This window comes from Cutibacterium equinum, from assembly GCF_028021195.1.
Classification (GTDB): Bacteria; Actinomycetota; Actinomycetes; order Propionibacteriales; family Propionibacteriaceae; genus Cutibacterium; species Cutibacterium equinum.
The window spans coordinates 2446178-2468842 of record NZ_CP115668.1 but is presented as its reverse complement, the minus strand read 5'-3'; the positions used below and the strand labels follow the sequence as shown (position 1 = coordinate 2468842).

The 22665-nt window shown below is 61.5% G+C and carries 11 protein-coding genes and 4 pseudogenes; 10 read left to right on the top strand and 5 right to left on the bottom strand.

Annotated features, from left to right (window positions below):
• Positions 1–54: 54 nt before the first annotated feature.
• The 4 genes and pseudogenes from O6R08_RS11125 to O6R08_RS11110 form a co-directional block, all read right to left on the bottom strand.
• Positions 55–3435 carry a hypothetical protein gene (locus O6R08_RS11125; RefSeq protein ID WP_271418152.1) on the bottom strand — a complete coding sequence of 1127 codons (3381 nt, stop codon included), beginning with the start codon at positions 3433–3435 and terminating at the stop codon, positions 55–57.
• Positions 3436–3555: 120 nt separating this feature from the next.
• Complete coding sequence (gene uidA, locus O6R08_RS11120) at positions 3556–5340, bottom strand: beta-glucuronidase (RefSeq protein WP_271418151.1); 1785 nt, start codon at positions 5338–5340, stop codon at positions 3556–3558.
• Positions 5337–7869, bottom strand: a pseudogene (locus tag O6R08_RS11115) (glycoside hydrolase family 31 protein). The gene uidA and the pseudogene O6R08_RS11115 overlap by 4 nt, the downstream one beginning before the upstream one ends.
• A gap of 23 nt (positions 7870–7892) precedes the next feature.
• Positions 7893–9317, bottom strand: a complete 1425-nt coding sequence (locus O6R08_RS11110) for an MFS transporter (protein ID WP_271418150.1) — start codon at positions 9315–9317, stop codon at positions 7893–7895.
• A gap of 130 nt (positions 9318–9447) precedes the next feature.
• On the opposite strand from O6R08_RS11110, the gene O6R08_RS11105 reads away from it, so the two are divergent.
• From O6R08_RS11105 to uxuA, 4 genes and pseudogenes are all read left to right on the top strand, one after another.
• Complete coding sequence (locus tag O6R08_RS11105) at positions 9448–10488, top strand: LacI family DNA-binding transcriptional regulator (protein WP_271418149.1); 1041 nt, start codon at positions 9448–9450, stop codon at positions 10486–10488.
• Between the two features lie 63 nt (positions 10489–10551).
• Positions 10552–11965 (top strand): annotated as a pseudogene (uxaC, locus tag O6R08_RS11100) (glucuronate isomerase).
• Between the two features lie 15 nt (positions 11966–11980).
• Positions 11981–13576: pseudogene (locus tag O6R08_RS11095) on the top strand (mannitol dehydrogenase family protein).
• The gene (gene uxuA / locus O6R08_RS11090) at positions 13573–14646 is read left to right on the top strand and encodes a mannonate dehydratase (protein ID WP_271418148.1); all 1074 of its coding nucleotides are present in this window, start codon (positions 13573–13575) and stop codon (positions 14644–14646) included. The pseudogene O6R08_RS11095 and the gene uxuA overlap by 4 nt, the downstream one beginning before the upstream one ends.
• A 140-nt stretch (positions 14647–14786) precedes the next feature.
• Here uxuA and O6R08_RS11085 read toward each other — a convergent pair whose 3' ends face one another.
• Entirely contained in the window at positions 14787–16304 is a 1518-nt protein-coding gene (locus O6R08_RS11085; RefSeq protein ID WP_271418147.1) for a M81 family metallopeptidase, read from the bottom strand.
• 45 nt (positions 16305–16349) lie between these two features.
• Between O6R08_RS11085 and O6R08_RS11475 the strand changes: the two are divergent.
• The 6 genes and pseudogenes from O6R08_RS11475 to O6R08_RS11055 all read left to right on the top strand — a co-directional run.
• A pseudogene (locus O6R08_RS11475) lies at positions 16350–16931 on the top strand (ribulokinase); the annotation flags it as partial.
• Positions 16932–17109: 178 nt separating this feature from the next.
• Positions 17110–19167 (top strand): transketolase, encoded by a 2058-nt coding sequence (gene tkt / locus O6R08_RS11075; RefSeq protein ID WP_271418145.1) that lies wholly within the window; start codon positions 17110–17112, stop codon positions 19165–19167.
• A 19-nt stretch (positions 19168–19186) separates the two neighbouring features.
• Entirely contained in the window at positions 19187–20158 is a 972-nt protein-coding gene (locus O6R08_RS11070) for a sugar-binding transcriptional regulator (protein WP_271419392.1), read from the top strand.
• Positions 20159–20375: 217 nt separating this feature from the next.
• The gene (locus O6R08_RS11065; protein WP_271418144.1) at positions 20376–20702 is read left to right on the top strand and encodes a thioredoxin family protein; all 327 of its coding nucleotides are present in this window, start codon (positions 20376–20378) and stop codon (positions 20700–20702) included.
• Between the two features lie 9 nt (positions 20703–20711).
• Positions 20712–21149, top strand: coding sequence for an OsmC family protein (locus O6R08_RS11060; RefSeq protein WP_271418143.1), 438 nt, complete (start codon positions 20712–20714; stop codon positions 21147–21149).
• 575 nt (positions 21150–21724) lie between these two features.
• The gene (locus O6R08_RS11055) at positions 21725–22570 is read left to right on the top strand and encodes a pseudouridine synthase (protein ID WP_271419391.1); all 846 of its coding nucleotides are present in this window, start codon (positions 21725–21727) and stop codon (positions 22568–22570) included.
• The last annotated feature ends 95 nt before the right edge of the window (positions 22571–22665 follow it).

The following is a 22665-nucleotide window of genomic DNA, read 5'->3' as shown; positions in this document are numbered from 1 at the left end:
GGACAGCGGCACCGACAGATCGGCCCCAGGTGACATCACCTGGGGCCGTCAATCTCAGCGGAAGTTGACCTGTCGGCCGATGGTTCCCACCAATTGCTGGCGGTATTCCTTGCTGACCGCCCGGTCGTGGAAGCCGCGGACGTGATCCAGGCGATCCTGGGCGTCAATCTCCTCGCAGGCGGCTGCGTTACGCGGGTCAGCCATGAACTCCTCGAGTTGTGCGATGCCCATCTCGGAGCGTCGGATGTCCTCGGCCTGCTTCGCGTCGAGGCGCTCGGCGTACCAGTCAGAGGCCAGCACCGACTCGCGAGTGAACATTTCTCGCAGCTGGGGATCGTCCAGGGTCCAGCCCTCTGCGCAGGTCCCGGTGGCCATGATTTCGAGCAGGGCTCGAATCGGAGGCACAGCCAGGGAGACCGTCCCGTCATCGAAGTAGGCCTTGGCTACCCGGGCGTGAGTCGTCGATATCGTCCGCACTGAATCGGCGAAGATCTCGGCGTCCTGCAGCTCCGGATGCAGCATCTCCGGGGTGAAGACCGTGTCGGGATGCAGGAAGATCCGGCCGAAGTACGCGCGCATGAACTTTTCGGTCATGCGGTAGCCCAGACGCGACGCGAGGATGAGCTCGCCATCCTTCTCGAAGTCTTCCATCTTCTCCAGGTACCCGCCCTCGATGAGGGTTCTCGCGTCCCTCTCCTCCGGCGACATCCGGGAGAAGATTTCCGGCACGAGCAGCGAAATGTCGTGGGCAACCTCGACGTTGGGTCCGATGAACCCAGCCGAGGACAGCCAGCCGTCATAACCCGACAGCACGAAGGACAAGAAGGAGGAGTTGAGGTCAAAAACCGCCGGCAAGGCGTTGAACGGGGCCTTCGTCAGCGCACCCTCCGAACCGGCACCCGTCGTCGAGGGGCTCTTGCCGGTCATCGACGAGATGAACTCCATGAACAGTTCCGGCAGCTCCATGTAGTGCAACGGGTTGTAGGCACACAGAGCCGGAATCTTGTCCTCAGGCGGGTTGTTGCGTCGTCCAGCTGCGACGATGTCGACCGGCAGCGGCAACGGTTCGTTGACCCGGCGGCCGTGATACAGGTGGCTGGCCAGGTTCGCGATGGCCGTCTCACGCGGCTGTGCGATGTCGGGACGAATCTGCAGGTAACGCGGGTTACGCGACCTCACCCCATCGATAAGACGCGGATCAGCACTGGAGACGACGTACTTCGGTTCCTCGGAAGGATCGGAGTCGGCGAAATTCGACAGGAACTCGCGCATCGGCTTGGTGAACTTCGAGAAGGCCACCACGTCGTCACACATTGCCGTGACGTCCTCGCGGGTCAGGGGCTGATAATTCGAGATGAACAGGTCATGCCCACTCATGTCGTGCTCGGTCTGGGTGTCGTAGCCGCGGTGAATGGCGTCGTCAGGACGCTGGAACAGCAGTGCCTCACAGTTGGCGACGACCTTGCGTGACAGGTCCTCAGGACCGGTGACCATGCCGGGTGAGGTGACGACGGATGCCGTCATGTCGTCCTCGGTCTGGACCTTGACAGATGGGGAGTAGTCGTGGCGCAGGGTGAACAGACGCCACGACCCGTCGGGCTGGAAACCGACCCGAGCCATACTGACGACGATCTTCTGCCCGTCGAGTCGCACCATGTTGCCGTGGCGACCGTTCGTCGGCGCGACCGTGAAGTGGGAGCGCCAGTCGTCACCCCATTCCGGCTTGTAGTAGCGCTTGATGGTGAAAATGAGCTCCTTGCGGAACGACGGGATGGAGTCGATCCACTTGTTGTACCAATCGGTGAAATCCGACGACGGGGTGAGCAGCTTGATGACTGACCCGACGGAACGCCGCGGCGACAAAATTGGACGATGGTCCTTGCCGTTGAGCTTGGGATCGGCAAACCGGGTCGAGAAGTCCCGATGCAGGATGTCCTCGACGGCGTCCATGTCGGCCTCGAAGTCCGGGACGTAGGCGTTGCCCTGCAGGAAGGTGTCCGAGATGGCCTTGGAGATCTCCGACTTGCCGCCACCGGAGACGGTGCAGCACTTGTGCAGGGTCGTCGAGTCACCGTAGGTGCCCTTGAGGTACCACTGGTTGTCGGCCTCGTTGTGGATCATGCTCATGCGGTAACCGTCTGGGGAGACATACTCAGTATCGGCTCGCATCGGGATGGACTGTGCACCGTTGTCCCAGGAGACGGTGCCATCGCGCAGGCTGAACTTGGTTCCGCCGGGCACCAATAGGACGTTGTCGATGCCGCGGACCTTCGCATGGCCCTTGTCGAGCATCTCGAAGTCGTCCGGGTCGTCCGCGACGACGTCTTCGACGGTCCGTTGGCAGCTCGGAGTGGCGTACTCCTGGCCCTGGTTGTGGGAACGGTAGGCGCGGGCACCGCCGGAGTGCTCCTCCTCGGCCAGTCCAAAGAGGTTCGCCGAGTAGGAGATCTGGGTCTTGACCTCCTTCTTGCAGTAACCGAAGTAGTTGTCGGCGACGATGGTGAGGATGACTCCGGACTCGTCGCGGGCGCACAGCTTGAACGGTTTGCCCTCGTTGTAGAGCTCGGACTCGTCGGACCAGCACATGCCGTCGCGACGCTGACGGTCGGTCGCCTGGTCGATGTGGGGCAGTCCCAGGTCCACCTTGCGGACCAGATTGAGGTGGGGGGCCAGGATGACGCAACCGCTGTGGCCGGTCCATCCGGCGGGGGCCAGGGCGGAATCGTTGCCCGGTAGCAGCGGATCGCCGGCGTTGCCGAAGATCCCCTCGACGAAATCGAGATTGGAGACCAGACCGCCGGGGGCGAAGAAGCGGATCTCCATCCGACGCTCCGAGAAGAAGCCCGGAATCTCGGGCACCACGAGCGGGCGCAGCAGCAGGGAGACCCAGGTGTGAGCCTGACGCTCCACGGGTTGGGTGGAGGAGTAGGGGAGCAGGGTGTGTTCCGGTGGGGCCTGGAACGCGAGATCAAGGAGACGAGCAAACACGTCAATCGGGACGGCCTTCTTGTCGTCGGGGATTGCCAGCCCGCCTTCGGCGACGTGGAAGACGCCAGCGGTGGTGCGGCGGTCGTTGCGCGGGTTGTGCAACACGCCGTTGGCGACCCGATAGCTCGCGACCAGGTCGGAGGCGAACTCGTCACCGTCGACAGGCAGGGAGAGGGCCCGGGCCAGACCGGGCTCATCGAGGGTCAGGGTTGTTTCGGGCAGGCGGGGATGAATGGGGGAGTCCTCGCCGAGGTAACGGTCGATGAATGTCTGGATGCGTCGATCAGCCGGGCAGAGCAACTCGGGGAGCTCTCGTCTGAGTTCCCGTTGACGAGCAAGGACGGGGGCGACGACGTCGATATCGGAGGCGCGCGAGGCTGTCGGCAGCGGCAGGCCGTTGAGCGCCAATCTGAGATTCACGGACTCGGTGTGAGCTTGGGTGGCCATGAATCCATTGTTCCCCGAGTTGTGAGGTTTCAATGAAGATTGGCCAGACGGGCATCAGGGGTGAGCGGGGATGGGCGTCAGGGCACGGGCGCCCACGACCGTCCAACGGGTGGTCCCGAGTCAGTCCTCGATGCCGCGCCACCTCTTACGAAGGTGGAAGGCGGCCATCTTGGGCTGACGATCCCGGGTGAAGATGCCCTTGCGGTTGCCCCCGACGCGCATGGTGCCGCTGGTGGTCGCGAAGTCCGCGAAGTTCCAGATCTGCTCGCCGATGACGGCGTCGAAGGAGTCAAAGACCCGCTCGTTCATCTCCAGGACCTCGACCTGGTACTCCTCGCTCCATGGCTGAGCTGGGATCTGGTGCAGGCCGGGCATGGTGTCGGCGCCGTACTCGGTGATGATGATCGGCTTGTTTTCGCTGGCCCAGCCGGCCATTTCCTCGCGCCAGTGACGCTCGGCGGCGGCCAGGTCACCGGTGTCGACATACCAGCCGTAGTAGCGGTTGAGGAGAAGAACGTCGGAGTATTGCGAGACCCGGCACTTTCCGTATGGGGCGAGCATGACGTTGACAAAACTCACTGGGCGGGTGGGGTCGGCGTCACGGGCGACGTCGAAGAGGGGTCGGAAGTAGTTTTCTGCTGCCTCGGTCTCGGACTCCGGCTCGTTGGCGATGGACCAGATGATGACGCTGGGGTGGTTTTTGTCACGGGCAATGAGATCGCGGATGACCTGTGCGTGAACTGCCTGGGTCTGGTCGTTGATGGTCTCCGCAGAGAAAGTCGTGTAACCCTGGGCGCCAAAAATGCCGCCTCCCAGGCCCATGTTCATGCCGACTGCCGGAGTCTCGTCGATGATGAGTAATCCGTGACGATCGGCGTAGTCAAGGACGTGCTCGGAGTAGGGATAATGAGAGGTGCGCAGTGAGTTCGCCCCGATCCATTCCAGGCACGCGGCGTCGCGCAGCATGAGGGCATCGTTGTGGGCTTTGCCGATGGTCTGGTGATCCTCATGCATCCCGAAGCCTCGTAGGTGGATGGGCTCACCGTTGACGAGGAGGCGATTTCCGTCGACACGAACCGTCCGCACACCAAAAGCTTGGCGGTAGGAATCGACGACGCGCTGTCCGTTGAGTAGGCAGATTTCGGCCTCGTAGAGGTAGCCCTGTCCTGGCTGCCAGAGGTGGGCCGAGGGGATGCGGGTGGTCGCAGAGGCGCCGGTTGCTTGAGCGACCTCGTTGCCCTCGGCGTCAAAAATCGTCACCTGGGTCGTCAAGGAGTCAGAATTCTGCGAGACCACCTTCCAGGTGACGATTCCGTCGTCCCCGTCGATGTCGGTGGTGATGGTGACATCCTCGACGTGGGCGGCCGGGCGGCTACACAGCCAAACGTCTCGGTGAATGCCGGCGTAGTTGAAGAAATCGTGCCAGTACCTCTGTTTCGGGCCTTCGGGGGAGTCGACGACGATTCCCGGCGGAATGGTCTGGAAGGACAGCCGATTGTCGACGCGCACCGTGAGCCGGCATTGTTCGCCCGCGCGGACGTGGTCGGTGATGTCGGCCTCGAAGGGGAGGTACCCGCCGACGTGGTTGGCGACCTCGACATCGTTGCCCCAGACCGTGGCGGCGTGAGTGGCGGACTCAAAGTGAATGACGACGCGGTCGTCAGCCCAGCCTCGCGGGATTCGGGCGTCGCGCTGGTACCACACCGGGCCGACATGATCACGGGCGCCGGGGTCGGTGAAGAGGTCCTGGTAGGAGGCCGGAACCGCCATCTCGGTGCGCTCAGGCAGCCGTTGGGCGAACCATCCCTCGGCCTGACCGTGATCCTCGGCGTCGAAGGCGAAGTCCCACATTCCAGACAGACACTGTGTCTCTCGGGTGGGGGTGGTCTGGGGGCGAAGCATCATGACCTCCGGGTGTTTTCTGTCGTGGCGTGCTGACTTGGGGCTGAAGGGGTGGCCTCGGTGATGACCTTGATAGTGCGGTTATCTCCGGGTCTCAGGACAAAATCCATCGCTGTCCACGGCGGCTGGTAGTCCCCTTCTACGTGTGTGTGGACGGTGACGGTGGTGTCGTCGTGATCGGCGGTCCAGGTCAACCAGTACCCGTGCCCCTTGCGGTAACCATCGGTGTGGCCGTCGTCATCGAAGAAGAATCCCTCCGAGTGGCCTTCGCGGTCAGGAAGGTACAGAACGACGTGGTGCGGGGAGTTTTCGACAGTCTGGGTTGTGATGATCTCGTCGGAGGGTTCAGGAAGGGTACATTGCGGGATCCCGGCCCCGGCGCGAACCAGCAAAGGAAGGCGGTCCAGTGGGGCGTCGAGGGTAACCGTCCCTGGGTCATGGTGAATGCCGGTGTCGAATTCGAACCAGCCGCCGGGGACGTCGGGGAGGGTGACAGTGCGAGTGGCCTGCCCTTCCTCCACGACGGATGCGACCAGGAGGTCATGGCCCAGAACGAAGTCGTCAGATTCCTCGACAAGGGCGTCATCGAGGGTGAACACGGGGTTGACAATGGGCTCGCGCCGCTCTGCAGCCAGGTAGGACAAGGTGTAGAGGAAAGGGATGAGCCGGTAACGCAGACGGATCATGCTCCGGACGATGCCGGTAATTTCCGGGTACATCCACGGTTCGTTGACCGAGCCGTCATCGTGCCAGGAATGAATGGTGAATCGCGGATGCATGACGCCGTTGGCCACCCAGCGGGCAAAAAGCTCGGGACTGGGACGGGCGGTTCCGGCGGAACCGCCCACGTCGTGGCCGAAATTGACCAGTCCGGACATGCTCATCCCCACACCCATCCGAGTGTTGTACTTCAGGGTGCGCCAAGAGGTGGAATTGTCGCCACTCCACGTCTGGACATACCGCTGTAGTCCGAGCGGTCCGGAGCGGGAGATGAGGAACGGGCGCTCGCCGGGAGCCGCCTCGCACTGGGCCTCATAGGATGCGCGATTCATGAGCAGAGCCTGCACCGGGCGGATCCGGTCGAGCTCCACCGGGTGACCGAAACCGTCACAGGTGGCGTCCTCGGACCACAATTCGTACTCGTTGTTGTCGTTCCAGGTGGATTCGACGCCCATGTCGATGAGTTGGCTGCGGACATTGTCCTTCCACCACTGGACGCCGCGCGGATTGGTGAAGTCGACGTTGCTGCCGTGACCTCCCCAGAACATCGAGGTGACGGGCCGGCCGGTGCGCGAGTCGGTGACGATAATTCCCGCATCGGCCGCCTCGCAGTACAAAGGGTGCGTCGTCAACAGACCTGGCTTGATGTTTGCCGCCAGGTGAAGGCCGGCGTCACGGAACTTCCCGGTTGTCTCGGTGGGTTGGGGGAATTTGTCACGGTTCCAGGTGAAGACGTAGCGACGCGGCCCAATGGTGGTGTAACCCGACGACAGTTGGAACGAATCGCACGGGATGGCGTGCTCCCGTAACAGGTCGATGAATGTGAGCAGTTGGTGGGAGGCGTCGGGCGCATCGGTGTAGTGCATCGTCGAACCTGAGTAACCCAGGGCCCAACGCGGCAGGAAGGCCGGGTCGCCTGTGAGGCGAAGAATCTGCGGGGTGAGGCCGGATACATGCTCGGCGGTCATCACCCAGTAATCGATGTCGCCGTGAGGTCTGCCAGGAGGTGAAGGGGCGGTGATAATTGTCGACCTCCGCTCCCAGGTTGAACCGCGACGCCGAGAGGTTGTCGTAAAAGATGCCGAGGGCACCGTTGGCGGTGCGAGTCATGAGGAAAGGGACATGCTTGTACAGCGGGTCAGTGGTGCCGGCGTCGTAACCAAGGGCATCCAGGCAGCGCATGTCGAAAATGCGCCCGGTGCGTTCCAGGTTGCCGGTTTTCTCGCCGAGTCCGTAGTAGCGGTCGTCGGCATTTCGAACCCAATGATGGGCCACCCGGCCGGTTCGTGATCCGATTTCGTAGGCGCCGGTGGGACGATCCTCGCTGACGGTGACCCAGTCGTCGGTTCGACGTTGCCAAGTCATCCGCAGCGGACAGTCCCGGATGATGACCCTCAAGCAGTCTGTGCCAACGATGAAGGCTTTTTCATCGGGGTCGGGCGAATCGACGGGCTCGTCGGCATAGACGCCGGAGAACTCGGGATGGCTGGCGACCTCTGCTGCACTGCCGGCGACGGTCGTTGCCACTTCCACATCCTCAATAGGTGCGACGTCGCGGGAATGGCCTTCCCATGCCGGGGCGGGAGAGTGGTCGAGCAGGTGGTCGGGGCCGAACCCTGTTTGCTCGGTGACATCGGGGCCGAGGCTGATGCTCCAGGTGCGGTCAAGCTGGGGGCCCGCGATGTCAAAAATTCGCACGTGGGCGATGGCCTGCGTCACAAATCTGACCGAGGCACGCCATCTCTCGTCGATTGTCAATTTGATGCCCGACGGGGTCGTCGAGTGATCGGTGATTCTCATGAGCGTGTCCATGATGTGCCTCCGTGATGGTGGGATCAGGCGTTGTGCTCGGCCTGGGCTTCGTGACGACGTGCGAGTTCGTCGGCGTTGGCGATGACCTTGGCGCGGGTGAGCGGGTATGCCAGCAGGAGGAGGGCAGCGCCGAGGCAGCAGACCGTCGGGATGGCGGTGGCAAGGGTGTACAGGTTGTTGGCGACCGACTCAGACTGAACCGCGCCACCCTGCGAGGAAGACTGGTAGCCGATCATCGTCAGCATGGCACCACCCAAACCACCGGCGATGCCCTGAGCGAGCTTGCGGGCGAAGGAATTGACACCGTAAATAATGCCGTCCTCGCGCTCCCCTGACATGACCTCCTGAGCGTCGATGACGTCGGTGATGAAGGCCCACACCATGAGGTTGAACACACCAGCGCCCAGAGACCCGAAGAACAGACCGACGAGGAAGATCCAGGGGTTGTGGGTGTGGATGATGAGCGTAGCGCCGTATATGCCCGCAGCGAAGAATAATGCCACCGTAGCGGATTCTTTTCTACCAAATTTCCGTACGAGGGTTTGCGCGAAAGGCGCCACGAGGATGACTGTCGTGAAATTGAAAACCAGGGCGATGGACATTGCTGTCTTGTTCTGGAAGTAATCATTGAACAGGTAGGTCAGGGTGACGCCGGAAAGGTTCTGGTTGATGACGACGAGGATGTCGATGATGACTAACATGACGAGGGCCTTGTTATGGGCCATCTCGGAGAACATCCTACCCAGTGGGACAGGCTTGGTTTTATCGATTCGAATCCGCTCGACGGTGAGCATCGTCAGACCGACATAGCAGAACAGACCGAGGATGGCGAAGATCGTGACCCCTATGAAGAACCGGTGCGGGTTGATCTGGCGGGAGTTGTTGCCATACATGATGAGTGGCACGACATAGCTGACGATGGCGGCGCCGGAAGCCGATCCGATGCTACGAGCAGTGGACAGTGAGGTTTTGTTGCGCGGCGTGCCTGAGATGGCCGAAGCCATCGATCCATAAGGGATGTTGACGAAGGAGTAGAAGATGCCCCAGGCCAGGTAAGTGACGAAGGCGTAAATGACTCGCGTCGTCATGGGGAGGTGCCCAGCGGCCGGGAGGAAGAGCAGAATTGCGGAGGCTGCGAGTGGGAACTTCATCCGCATGACCCATGGGGTGAACCGTCCGCGCTTGGTCATCTTGGCATTGTCAATAAGGCGGCCGACCATGATGTCGACGAACGCATCGATCAGTCGGGCGGACATGAACAGCGCGCCCACCAAGGCGGCCTTGAGGCCGAAAACATTGGTGTAGAAGATCATCAGGAAAGAATTCACCAGGTTGAAGGTGAAATTGTTTCCGACGTCACCAAGCGCGTAGCCGATCATGTCGCGAAGATCGAAATCGCGAGCGTTGACTGCTTCAGCCTTCTGACTCTTCGTTGTACTGGTCGACATTGACAACCCTCTATGTTTCCCGGGGCTGCGACGATCATCGTCGTAGCATTGTGGACAGGCAACATCGCCTTGCTGAGAGAGTCGCACCGGGACACCGGGAACTGCGATCCTTTGCCACCGTTTGCACCCTGTGTATCTCGGGCATGAGACACGCGAGCCGGCGGTAGAGGCAGGCGAGAGGTCGACCACACCGGTTACCATCAGCGACGTCGCGCGGGCTGCTGGCGTTGCTCCGTCCACTGTGTCCCGGGCATTTTCTCGTCCGGGGCGAGTGAGCGTCAAGACGTCGGAACGGATCTTTCACGCTGCCCGCGAGCTCGGTTACCGTCAGGACGAGGTGCCCAGAGTATCGACGAGCCGAACTCACCATCTCGTCGCCGCATGCGTTGCTGACGCCATGAACCCGGTGTTCGGTGCCACCGTCAAGGGAATTTTCGCTGGCGCCCGTAAACGCGGCTACATGGTTGTCCTCATCGACTCCAACGAGTCCTCCGATATCGAGTCCGAGACGACGAAACGATCCTTGGCCACCGTGGACGGTTTCATTTTTGCCGGCTCGCGTATGTCCGATGCTGGTTTGCGGCACCTGGCCGGGATGAAACCGGTGATTACCGTCAATCGCAAGGTGCCCGGGGTGTCGTCGGTGACGCCGGCCGCCGATGAAGGTCTTGGGGATGCCCTCGCCCACCTCGTGGCTGATGAACGCTTCACGGTGACCTATTTCGCAGGGCCCACGGCATCGTGGCAGTCCGGAGTGAGGTGGCGCAGTTTGCTCGACCGGGCGCGGCGAAACGGAAGGGTGACGGTCCATCAACTTGCCTGCCCAACACCAACCATCAGGGGTGGCATCGAGGTCTTCGACATGTGGAAGGCCCATCCGACCTCGGCCGTCATCGCCTACAACGATCTCATTGCCATCGGTTTCATGAGACGAGCGATGGCTTGTGGGGTCAAGGTTCCTGGCGACGTGGCGGTCATTGGATTCGACGACATTCCCTTCTCGGCGCTGGTCTCACCGGCCCTGTCGACGATTCGCGTCAACCAGTTCCAGATGGGCGTGGTGGCCGTCAATCGGCTTCTCGACACGGTGGAGAGGCCGAGCCGCCATGAGCATCAGGCTCCCAGCGAGGACGTCGTCCCGGTGTCCTTCGTTGCGCGCGAATCTGGTTGACGATGTGGGGCAAGTGACGGCAACGGGTTTCAAGGCATGCCGTCAAGCGGCACAGTGTGTGTCATGTCAACGCCGACTCTCACCCTTTCCGATGACCGCCTGCTGCCACAGGAGCCCTCTGCCCTGGCCGCTGCGCGCGAAATCTACCGATCCACGAAGGGACTGCCCATTATTTCTCCCCATGGTCATGTTCCGGTGTCGTGGATTGCCGATGACCTGGCGTTCTCAGATCCGACGAGTCTGCTCATCACCCCAGACCATTACGTGAATCGTCTGCTTCACGCCAATGGCGTCGATCTTGGGGATCTCGGTGTCGGGCGCGAGTCGATGAGCGAGGAGGACAACAGAAAGGCCTTCCGTATCCTCTGTGAGCACTGGCGCGATTTTGCTGGTACGGCCATGCGTTACTGGCTCGTGGACCAGCTGGTCGGCATTTTTGGCGTCACCGAGCGGCCTAGCGCCGAGACCGCTGATCGGATTTATGATGCTGTCGCTGAGCGCATCGCTCAGCCGGACTTCCGTCCTCGCGCCCTGATGGGCACCTTCGACATCACCTTCATCGCAACCACCGACGACCCCTGCGATGGCCTTGACGGCCACGCCCGGTTGGCATCTGACGACACTTTTTACTCGTCGTGTTGCTCCCACCTTCCGCCCTGACAAGTACTTGGAGCCGGCGGCCGCAGGCTGGACGGACCTCCTTGCGAAGCTGTCAGAGGTGAGCGGCTGCGACGCGACGACCCTCGATGGATTCACCGCGGCCATGGAGAGACGTCGTGCTTACTTCAAGGGTCACGGGGCGGTCTCCAGTGACCATAGCCACCGTGACCTGGGCACCGTCATTCTCGACCACGATCGTGCAGCGGCGATTTTTGCCGACTCGGTCGCGGGGCGGGCCACTGTCGAGGAGATGACCCTGCTGCGTCGGCATCTCTTCACCGATCAGGCGAGAATGGCCAGTGAGGACGGCTTGGCGATGACCGTCCACCCAGCGGTGTATCGCAACCACGACACTGCCGCCTTTCGACGCTTCGGGGCTGACATCGGCTCTGACGTGCCGCTGGCTCTGGAAGCCGTCGATTCCTTGCACCCATTGCTCGACAAATTTGGCAACACCGACCTCAAGCTGGTCGTGTTCACGATCGACGAGACCCTTTACTCGCGGGAAATCGCGCCGCTGGCCGGTTGGTACCGAAGCCTCTACATCGGAGTGCCGTGGTGGTTCATCGACGCTCCCGAGTCGGTGATGAGGTTCAAGCACGCCACGACTGAGATGGCGGGGTTCAGCAGAGTGAGCGGCATGATCGACGACACCCGCGCCTTCTGCTCAATTCCGGCACGCCACGACATGAGCCGGCGTCTGGATGCCTCCCACCTCGCCGAGCTGGTGGTTTCGGGCAGCCTGGACCTGGACGAGGCGTTGGAGATTGCTCACCGGCTCGTCGTGGAGCAGCCCACCCACGTCTTCGGGCTCTGATCTGGAGGAGATGTCATGAAATTGGATCTCGATTCGCTGCGTAGGGGCACCTTGGCGCAGGCCGGCATCAGCGTTCCTACCTTTGATGTCGACGACATGCGTAGTCAAGCCCATGATCATCCGCGCTGGATCCATATTGGTCCTGGCAACCTGTTCCGTGTCCATATCGCCCGACTCGCGCAAGACATCATGAATTCTGGAGCCGGGCAGTGCGGCATCGCCGCTGTCGCGCCACGAAGTGCGTAGCGCCTCGATCGTGGACTCACTGACCATGACCTGCTGACCCTGGGGGTCACATCCCATGCCGACGGCCACACGGACTTCGAGGTCATCGCTTCCATCAGTGAAGGACTGGCCTACCGGCGTGCTGACGATTTTCGTCGCATCACAGAGATTGCGTGCGCTGAGAGCCTGCAGATGATCACCCTGACGATTACGGAGAAGGGCTACCAGCTCAAAGGGTACGACGGTTCCTTCCAGAAGGCCGTCATCGAGGATCTGAGCCGCGACCCCATGTCCGAGAAGATGTCGACGACGATGGGCCTGATGGCGGCCCTGCTGGTGCAGCGCTTCCACTCCGGTGGCACTCCGGTTGCGCTGGTCTCTTGTGACAATTTCTCCCACAACGGGGACAAGCTGCGCACCTCAGTGCTGACGATCGCAGCGGAGTGGGCGAAAAGGGGAATTATCGACCACGCCGCCGTAGAGTGGATATCGCAGCAAGTCGCCTTCCCGATCTCGGTCATCGACAAGATCACCCCTGCCCCCTCGCAGAAGGTCGCCGACCAACTGGCATCGATGTCATTTGAGGACATGTCGATTGATTCCGATTCCGGGGTAGCGGGATTCGTCAATACTGAGCCAGCCGAATACCTCGTCATCGAGGATCGCTTCCCCAACGGACGCCCAGAACTGGAGAGATCCGGAGTTCATTTCACCGATCGCGCCACCTGCGACCGGTTCGAGCGGATGAAGGTGACGACCTGCCTGAATCCGCTACACACTGCTCTGGCTGTCACCGGCGTGCTGTTGCGTAACCCCACCATTGACGAGGCCATCAAGGATCCCGGTCTCGCTGGTCTGGTGCACCGTCTGGGATGGCAAGAGGGACTACCGGTCGTCAGTGATCCCGGGATCGTCGACCCCAAGGAATTCCTCCGAGAGGTCGAGGAGGAACGTTTCCCGAACGCATTCTTGGGCGACACTCCAAGTCGAATTGCTACTGATTCGTCGCAGAAGATTCCGATCCGATTCGGAGAGACTGTCAAGTCCTATCTAGCCGACGATTCCCTGGATATCGCGTCATTGCGGGCGATCCCATTCATCTTCGCCGCCTGGTGTCGATACCTCATGGGCATCGCCGATGACGGCAAGCCGGTCGATCTTTCGCCAGACCCTCTGCTTGATGACCTGAAACCCATTGTGTCAGGGGTGCGTCTAGGGGACCAGGATCCCAAGGTCATCACCCCGATTCTGCGCCGTGCCGACATCTTCGGTGTAGACCTGACGACGACGCCATTGGCGGCGGTCGTTGAACAATTCTTCACCCGTCTGACGGCCGCCCCAGGTGCTGTCAGGGAAGTTCTCGACAAGGAGTTTTCGAAATCATGAAGATGACATTTCGGTGGTACGGTCCGGAAACCGATCCCATAACCTTGGAGAACATCCGTCAGATTCCTGGGACAAGTGGAATCATGGGCGCAATGGATTGGATTCCGGTCGGCGAGGTATGGTCTGAGGATGAAATTTCGTCCTACGTCCATAAGGTCAATGAGGCTGGCCTGGAGTGCGAGGTCATTGAGTCGGTGAACGTCCATGAGGACATCAAGCTCGGCAAGCCGTCCCGTGACACCTACATAACCAATTACTGCAAGACCCTGGAGAATCTCGCAGGCCATGGGGTCAAGGTTGTCGTCTACAATTTCATGCCGGTTTTCGACTGGCTTCGCACTGAGCTGTTCCACCGCAACGAGGATGGCTCGACCTGCCTGTACTACGACCATGAAGAGTTGGAGGGTCTGACTCCTCAAGACATTGTCAAGTCCACTTTGGATTCGTCGGCCTTTCCGCTGCCTGGTTGGGAGCCCGAGCGACTGGCTGATCTCGACGAGGTGATGGCTCAGTACACCGACATGACGCCTGACCAGCTACGCGACAACTATCGTTACTTCTTGGAGGGAATTGTTCCGACTTGTGAAAAGGTCAGTATTCGAATGGCTGTCCATCCTGACGACCCCGCCTGGGACATTTTTGGGATTCCTCGTATCGTTCACAGTGATTCAGATCTACAGAAGGTTGTCGATCTAGTCGATTCTCCGGCCAACTCGCTGTGTGTCTGTGCGGGATCTCTTGGGTCAAATCCTGACAATGATGTTCCTGCTATTTTCACGAAGTACGGAGACATGGGGAGAATCGCCGCGGCTCATGTTCGTAACGTCAAGTTCCTGGGACACAAGAAGTTCAAAGAAGCGGCTCACCTTTCCAGCGATGGGTCCTTGGACATGTATGCCATCATGAAGGCCATTCACGATCACTGCCCAGACGTTTATATTCGCCCCGATCACGGTCGGATGATTTGGGGGGAGATGGGCCGACCGGGCTACCCGCTGTACGACCGTGCTCTCGGAATCACCTATCTCAACGGCTTGTGGGAGGCCATTGACAAGGCATCCACTCGCTGACGTCGCGGATCATGAGAGACACCCGGACTTGTCCGCGGTGGCAGTGACACACTGGGTTGCAGGCTGTCGACGAGGGCGGGTCCGGTCGTTCTGCATCGTCTGACGACACGACGGGCAAGGCGCGTGGATGACGAAAAGCGTCACCCAGTGACGATTATGAGCTGCGGATCAGCCATGTCAGGGTCGAACGGATACATGGGCCGGTCGATTCGACGGTGGCCAAGCCGCACGAGGTCCTGGTCAACCCCACCTGGCGTGAGGGTGAGAATCCAGTCCGCCGCGAGATCGAAGATGTCGGGCTCCAAGTACCCGATCTTGACGGTCACGACGTCGAAATCACGCGGATCCATGCCCAGCCGATGGAATTGTTCATTGGTTGTGTACTGGTTGCGCTTGGTGGTGACGATGACCGTTAGACCGCCGGAACGGACCACTGCCGTGAGCCCGCCTCGCGGGTCATCGACGAGATTTTCGACAACTCCTACGACGCGCTGCGGTCCGGGCTCACGGGAGTCGAGGTGCCCGCCGACCTCGATGTCGACATGGCCGTTGACGCCAACCTCGGCACACGCTGCCACTGCCGCCGGATCAACAATTGACGCCAGAAGGGCCGTTACTGGTCCATCCTGGATCTCGGGGCGTCCCAAGAGCTCAGCCAGGGTTACCGTCACATCGTCAGCCCCACCAGCCCCGGGATTGTCACCAGAATCCGACAGCAGGAAGGGTCTCTTGTCGCTCGCGATCGCGGCATCCAGTGCAGACGGGTAGGAATCAGTCGGCGCCACGAACACGAAGTCGGAGTGCACCTTCCAAAACTCCCGCCCCAGTTCCAGGGCGGCCTCCTCAACCGCGTGGGCATCAGTTCCGGTGACGACAATTGCCGCCTTGTTGCGCGGCTCATCAGCCCACGCGAACCCGATCCAGATTGCGGCGTCGAGGATCCCTTGGCGCTGCTCAACCTCGGGAATGCGGCCGTACAGCGACTTCGCCGGCTCAATGCGTGTCGACGTCATTTCTCCCGGCAGCAGCACCGGAACGTGCACCAGAGCCTTGTGCGGCTTCGGAGAGTCAGAAATGAGCAACTCGCACAGGTTTCGCGCCGCCCGCTCCCGGCAGATCCATGCATCTTCGTGAGGAGCCATCCGGTAGCAGGTGAGAAGATCGCAGTTCTCGAACAATGCCCGGGAGACGTTCCCATGCAGATCCATTGACGCCGACACCATCACCTCAGGACCGACGACTTCCCGAATGGCTCTGATGAGATCCCCCTCCGCGTCGTCGACCCCAGGGACACTCATGGCCCCGTGGATGTCGAAAAGGATGCCGTCGAGATGGCCGGCCTCACGCAAGCCGTCGACGATTTCCTCACGCCAGGCGCTGTACGCCGTGGGCTCCACTGGGCCGCCCGGTAGCGCTCCACAGTGCAGCACCGGAACCCATTCCACGGCCTCTGACCATTCCCGTACCAGCGGAATCGAGAGATCCTCGCCGACGGCCTCGGCGTGTTCAGCTCCCGGAATGGGGGAGTGGGTGATCCACGGGTACCGCTGTAGCAAGTCGTCGGCACGCAGCACGGTGAAGTCCGCAGCCGTCGTCATGTGTGGGGTGAAGGTGGACGACTCGATGTGTATGCCGCAGATGGCCACGCGCGGTGCCATGGATTCTCCTTGTCGCCAGGGCCCTGTGTTGACCCATCTTGGACCATGGTGCCGGATTTTGGCATCGCTGTCGGGCCGAACAGTCATCGTCAGAGGTGGTGACAGTGACGAGATGAACACTTCTGGCCACGAATATCCCCATGGCGCCATGGATCGGGTACTCAGTGCAGCAGACGGTCGAAAACTACCGCCAGACTTCGCCCTGCCGCATCCCAGTGACTACATCGAGGCGCTGACGGCAATTGTTCCCACAGCGATTGCCGATGCGAGCGTCAACGCCAGCGACGTCTTTGGCATCGGGGTGGACTTCGCGTCCTCGACCGTCATTGCTGCCAAAATCTGACGGCACACTGATGCGTCAGCTGCCTGAATTCACCAACATCCCCATGCCTGGGTGAAACTGCGGGAGCATCACGGTGCTCAGGATCAGGCGGATCGTATCGTCGAACTGGCTCAGGCCCGACAAGAGCTCAGGCAGTTCACCGGCGTTCTCACCTCCGCCCGGGGAGACTCCGGATACAAGCGGACGTACCAGGATGACAGGTACCCGTCGAAGGAACTCCTGGCGAACCTCGCTCCGGGTTCGCCGACGTTTTTGAAACCCGCACGAACGGGCCAGTGAGACCAAGGCAAGTACTGATGAGCCGGTAGTTCTGCACACTTGTGACACTCGTAGTCTCACAAGTGCATGACAATGCGGTTGCGCATAGGATGCCCAGTGAGGACCTGAACCCCCACTCATCGCCATGACGAGCGACAACACATCACACAGAACAGGCCAACAAGCCAAAACGAGAGGAACATCGTGGCAACCGAACTGACGTGGACCGACACCGACAAGCTCGCTGTCGACACCGCCCGAGTACTGGCGGCCGACGCCGTTGAGAAGACCGGTAATGGACACCCTGGAACCGCCATCTCCCTGGCTCCGCTGGGCTATCTGCTCTATCACAAGGTCATGGCCATCGACCCGTCAGACCCGAACTGGCTCGGCCGGGACCGCTTCATCATGTCTGCCGGACACTCCTCGTTGACCCAGTACACCCAGCTCTACTTGGCCGGTCTGGGCCTCGAGCTGTCAGATCTGGAATCCCTGCGGACGTGGGGATCCCTGACACCGGGCCACCCCGAGTACGGCCTGACTAAATTCGTCGAGACCACCACCGGACCACTCGGTTCTGGTGTCGCCAACGCCGTCGGCATGGCCATGGCAGCCCGCCGTGAGCGCGGCCTGCTCGACCCGGACGCCGCTCCCGGAACCAGCCCCTTCGACCACTTCGTCTACGCCATTGCCGGCGACGGCTGCATGCAGGAAGGCATCGCATCTGAGGCGTCGTCTTTGGCCGGGACCCAGGAACTGGGCAACCTCATCGTGTTCTATGACGACAATCGGATCACCATCGAGGGTGACACCGCCATCGCGTTCGGCGAGGACGTCGAGGCTCGTTACGAGTCCTACGGCTGGCACGTTCAGCACGTCGACTTCACCAACGGTGGCACCGCCTACGAGGAGGACGTCGAGGCCCTCATGGCGGCCATCGACAACGCGAAGGCCGTCACCGACAAACCGTCCTTCATCCGTCTGACCACCGTTATCGGCTGGCCGATTCCGATGCTCGCCGGTCTGGCCCAGTTGCACGGCGCGAAAATCGGCACCGAGGGCGTCAGCGCCCTCAAGGCGGAGCTCGGTTTCGAGGACAAGCCCTTCGCCATTGACGTTGACATGGTCCAGAAGGTGCGTTCGGCCTTCGCCGAGCGTGGCAAGGGTCTGCGCGAGGCATGGGACAAGAAGTTCGCCGTCTGGCACGACGCCAACCCTGACGGCGCCGACCTTCTCGAGCGGATGCTTGCCCACAAGCTGCCCGACGATCTCGAGGTCCCGACCTTCGAGCCCGGCAAGATGAGCACCCGCAAGGCCTCCGGAGCCGTTCTGAGCGCTCTTGGTCCTCAGCTTCCCGAGCTGTGGGGCGGATCGGCAGACCTCGCCGGCTCCAACAACACCACCATGAAGGGGGCTGACTCCTTCCTGCCCGAGGACCGTTGCTCCGAGAAGGATCCGGGTGGTCCCTACGGTCGTACTCTCCATTTTGGAGTGCGCGAGCACGCCATGGGCGGCATCGTCAACGGCGTCACTCTGTCGGGTCTGACCCGGTGCTACGGCGGAACCTTCTTCGTCTTCTCCGACTACATGCGTCCTGCGGTTCGTCTTGCGGCCCTCATGAAGGTCCCGTCGATCTTCGTGTGGACCCACGACTCCATCGGCGTCGGTGAGGACGGCCCCACTCATCAGCCGGTCGAGCATCTGGCGGCCTACCGCGCCATTCCGGGTCTCGACATCGTCCGTCCGGCCGATGCCAACGAGACCGCGGTGGCATGGCGCACCATCTTGGAGCACACCGACCGTCCCGCCGGTCTGGTGCTGTCGCGCCAAGACCTGCCGACGATCGATCGCAGCGAGTACGCCTCGGCTGAGGGTGTCGCCAAGGGAGCCTACGTGGTGTCCGAGGCCAGCTCCGAGCCCAAGCTCATCCTCATCGGAACCGGATCTGAGCTGGCGGTCGCCCTCGAGGCGCAGAAGAAGCTGGAGGCCGACGGGGTCGCGACCCGCGTCGTCTCGATGCCGTGCCAGGAGTGGTTCGACGAGCAGGACGAGGAGTACCGCGAATCGGTTTTGCCCAGCTCCGTGACCGCTCGCGTCAGCGTCGAGGCTGGTATCGCGATGGGATGGTCGAAATATGTCGACTGCAAGGGTGCTTCGGTCTCTTTGGAGCACTTCGGTGCCTCTGCTGCCGGAACCCTGCTGTTCGAGAAGTTTGGATTCACCGCCGACCACGTTGCTGAGGTCGCCAAGTCCGTGTTGTGACACGGAGCGGGGCATGACGATGTCGAACCGACGCCGGACGAGCCAAGACGAGGAGATGCTCCACGTCGCGGAGATGTACTACTTCGAGCAGATGACCCACGCCGCGATCGCCCAGCGACTCTCCATGAGCCGTTGGACGGTCGGCAGGATCCTCGAAGAGGCTCGCCGCACAGGGATGGTCAAAATCACCATTGATCACCCTCTCGCCCGGCATCACCGGCTCGAAACCGAGTTGGTCGACGCCTTCGGGTTGCAAACGGCCATCGTCGTGCCCGTCCAGGCCAGTAACGAACTGACCTTGGACCTCGTCACTCGGATGGCGGCTCAGCGGCTGTCCGAGTGGCGACCCCAGCCGCGAGTCGTCGCGGTGAGTTGGGGGCGGACGACGGCTCGTCTGGCTCAGCATTTGGGGTCTGGTTGGAATCCCGATGTCGTCGTCCCCCAGACCAACGGCGGTGTTGCCGTCACGAGAAACGACTTGGTGGGACGTTCTGTCGTGCGGATGGCCGAACTTGGGCCAGGCAGATCGCTGACGTTGCAAGCCCCGACGATCGTAGGGTCGGCAGATCTGGGAGAGATGCTGCGCAAGGACGCATCTGTCTCACGCCCACTGCAGGCTGCCCAGAAGGCTGATCTCGTCGTGTATTCACCCGGAGCTGTCAGTACTGATTCGATCTTGGTGACGGCGGGCCACGTCACCAAGGACGGTATTGCGGAGTTGCGTCGTAAAGGTGCCAGGGCAGACATCATGAGCCACTATGTCGACCTCCACGGCGAGGTGGTCGATGAGGAACTGGATTCGCGCACGATTTCAGTGGATGTGGATTGTGTGAAGGTGAGCGACGATGCTCATGGTCCGTCGCGTCTTCGACGAGTTCTGGCTGTTGCGTCGGGAGTCGAAAAGGCTGAGGCCGTAGGGACCGTATTGCGCGGGGGATTGTGCACAGACCTCGTGGTCGACGCCAGTGCCGCGGAGCAGGCTCTGCAGTGATCCTTTGCACGCTGGTGCGCACCATCAAACCTGCACGCAAGTGCACAGTGATGGGCCGGCAGTTTTGCGCCCGGACTGTTTTTGCCGTGTGCCTTCTTGCTGGGTGCCGTCGGTGCGTCGCAAGGCTGGGCCGGGCGACCGCTCGCCGACGATGAACTGGGGGTGCCTTTCGAGCCACCGCGACCTAGACTCATCTGGTCGAACTAGAAAGGCTGTCATGAACAACGTCACCGAGGTCACCGACGCGACCTTTGCCTCCGAGGTTCTCGGGGCTGCCAAGCCCGTCCTTGTCGACTACTGGGCTGACTGGTGCGCCCCCTGCAAACAGCTCTCCCCGATCATCGAGGAGCTGGCCGGGGTTTATGGCGACCGGATGGTTTTCGCCAAGGTCGACACCAACGCCAATACCCGGATCGCAGCCGAGCAGGGGATCATGTCTCTGCCCATGATTCAGGTCTGGCAGGGCGGCCAGCTCGTCAAGTCGCTGCAGGGCGGCAAGACGAAGAAGGCGCTCGTGAAGGTTATCGAGGAGTTCGTGGGCTGAGGAGGAGTCATGCCATCCGCCACCAAGAAGGTTTCCCTGGTCCGTCGTAGTGAGGGCCATTACACCGCCACCAATGCGCGCGGCGGTCAGATCCGTTTCGGCTCCGGTCAGGACGCCGAGTTCACCCCCGTGGAGTTGCTGCTGGCAGCTATCGGTGGATGCTCGTCCATCGACGTCGACACCGTGACGAGCCGTCGCGGCGAGCCGACCCAGTTCACTGTTTCCGTCATGGGCACCAAGGTGAGCGACGAGGAGGGCCGAGCATCTCTGGGTGATGTCTCGGTCGACTTTCAGCTCAGTTTCCCCGACACCGACGAGGGTCGTGAGGCGGCTGGACTGGTGAACCGCGTCGTCGCGATGTCGCGAGACAAGAACTGCACGGTTTCGCGCACTGTCGAGGCACAAACCCCGGTGGCGTTCAGCGTCGCCGGTGAGCCCTTGGACTGAGCCGCTTCACCCGGAGGCTTCGGGGCCTCCATCCACAGACGTGACGACGACCGGACCCGGTGACCAAAAATCCCGGGCCCGGTCGTCGTGTCTCATCAGAAGACGAGATCATGCAGTCAGCCGATCATTCTGCTGCGTCCTCTGCGCGACCAGCGTCCGCTGACGAGGTGGGCGGAGTTTCTGATCAGGCCGATGACGGTAACGGCCAAGGCTATGACGGTGACGCCGCCGATGTCCCAGCACTGCGCGGGCCGAATATCGATCGTGTGGTCTGTCGGGTTCCCGCCGTGGTCGGCATCTGGGGTCGCTGGCGCACGTTGGAGAACCCAAAAATCGCGCCTCGCGGGCGTTTGAAACACTGCGTTGAGCTGGCATCCCCCGAGACGGGATTTTTGTGAACCGAGTCTGATGGGAATCTTGGGCCGGCGTTGCTGTACCCGTAGGCTGGCACGGTGCCTCGATCGCCTCTTCCGCAACGTCACGGCCTGGAATCGGCGTGGGTTCGCACTCCCGATCACGGAGAATGTCGCAGGGTGGCTGCCACACGAGGGATTGATGGCTGGCCCTGGCCAATGATGCGCGACTATCTGGTGGAAAAGCTCGTCAGGGTAGGTGAGCACCGAGTTGACGAGATGCTCGGCGAGGGGAGATTCGTCGACGAAGCCGGATCTGCCTTCACGAGGAGCTCCTCCTTCACTCCACAGACATTTGTGTTCTTCCATCGTGATCTTCCCGTGGAAACCCCCGTCCCGGCTGGCATCGGGATCTTGTACGACGACGATCGAATCCTCGTCGTCGACAAACCGCACTTCCTGTCGTCAATTCCGCGAGGACAGCACGTTCTTGAGTCGGTGGTTGTCCGGCTGCGGACCCAGATGGGGTTACCTGAACTGACCGTGGCTCACCGCCTGGACCGGGTTACAGCGGGGGTTCTGCTGCTGACCAAGGAACGGAAGTGGCGTAGGCCCTACCAGGAGATGTTCGCGCGCCGGGAGGTGTTCAAGAAGTACCGGTTGGTGGCCCCCGTGGTGCGCGATTGTGCTGCGGATGGGGTCGTGGTGACGAAAAACGGCTGGCAGGTGAGGTCGCGAATCATCAAGGAGCGAGGCATCCTGCAGGCTCGTGAGATCCCGGGCGAGCCGAATGCTGTCACAGACGTCACGTTGCTGGCCCAACACGACGGGCTGGGCCTCTACGAGGCCAGGCCCAGGACTGGTCGCACCCACCAAATTCGTCTCCACATGCAGCGTCTGGGCGCTCCTATCGTCAATGACCCCTTTTACCCGGTACTTCTGGACATCCCAGTGGATGACTTCAGTCATCCGTTGCAGCTACAGGCTTGGCAGATGGGATTCACCGATCCCGTCTCCGGTCAGCCAAGGGTTTTCACGTCGAGGTTGGGTTTGGTCGCCTGGCAGTAAGTGGCAAGGGTCTGTCCTGAGGTCGGGTGACCAAAACTGTCATCTCAAGGAGGCTCGGTTCGCAGCAGTGCGTTCCGCCGTGCCCGACCGGTGTT